Source organism: Dyadobacter sp. HNCC25DJ185 (genome assembly GCF_056895195.1).
This window is the reverse complement of record NZ_JBXHAR010000044.1, coordinates 1-247: the sequence shown is the minus strand read 5'-3', so window position 1 is coordinate 247 and position 247 is coordinate 1. Positions and strand designations below refer to the sequence as shown.

Genomic DNA, 247 nt, shown 5'->3' with positions numbered 1-247 from the left:
AAACGGGGCAACAATCATTACTTCGCAGCTGCCGGTTGACAACTGGTACAACTTCATTGACGAACCAACGCTTGCCGATGCAATCATGGACAGATTGGCAGCTTCTGCTCACCGAATAGCCCTAACTGGAAAGTCTTTGAGGAAGAAGAAAAATCATTAAGTTTAATAAATTATCACTCTCACTTAGTGTTAAAACAGCCGGTTCTAACTGGCGTACTTTGCGCCGGAATAAATGGGGTCATTTACA

The 247-nt window shown here is 43.3% G+C and carries 1 protein-coding gene; it reads left to right on the top strand.

Translation table 11 applies throughout. The features are described 5' to 3' along the window. A partial coding sequence (locus tag AC1XUF_RS32090) for an ATP-binding protein (protein ID WP_483345939.1) occupies nucleotides 1-160 on the top strand: 160 nt, incomplete at its 5' end. Nucleotides 161-247: the final 87 nt, after the last annotated feature.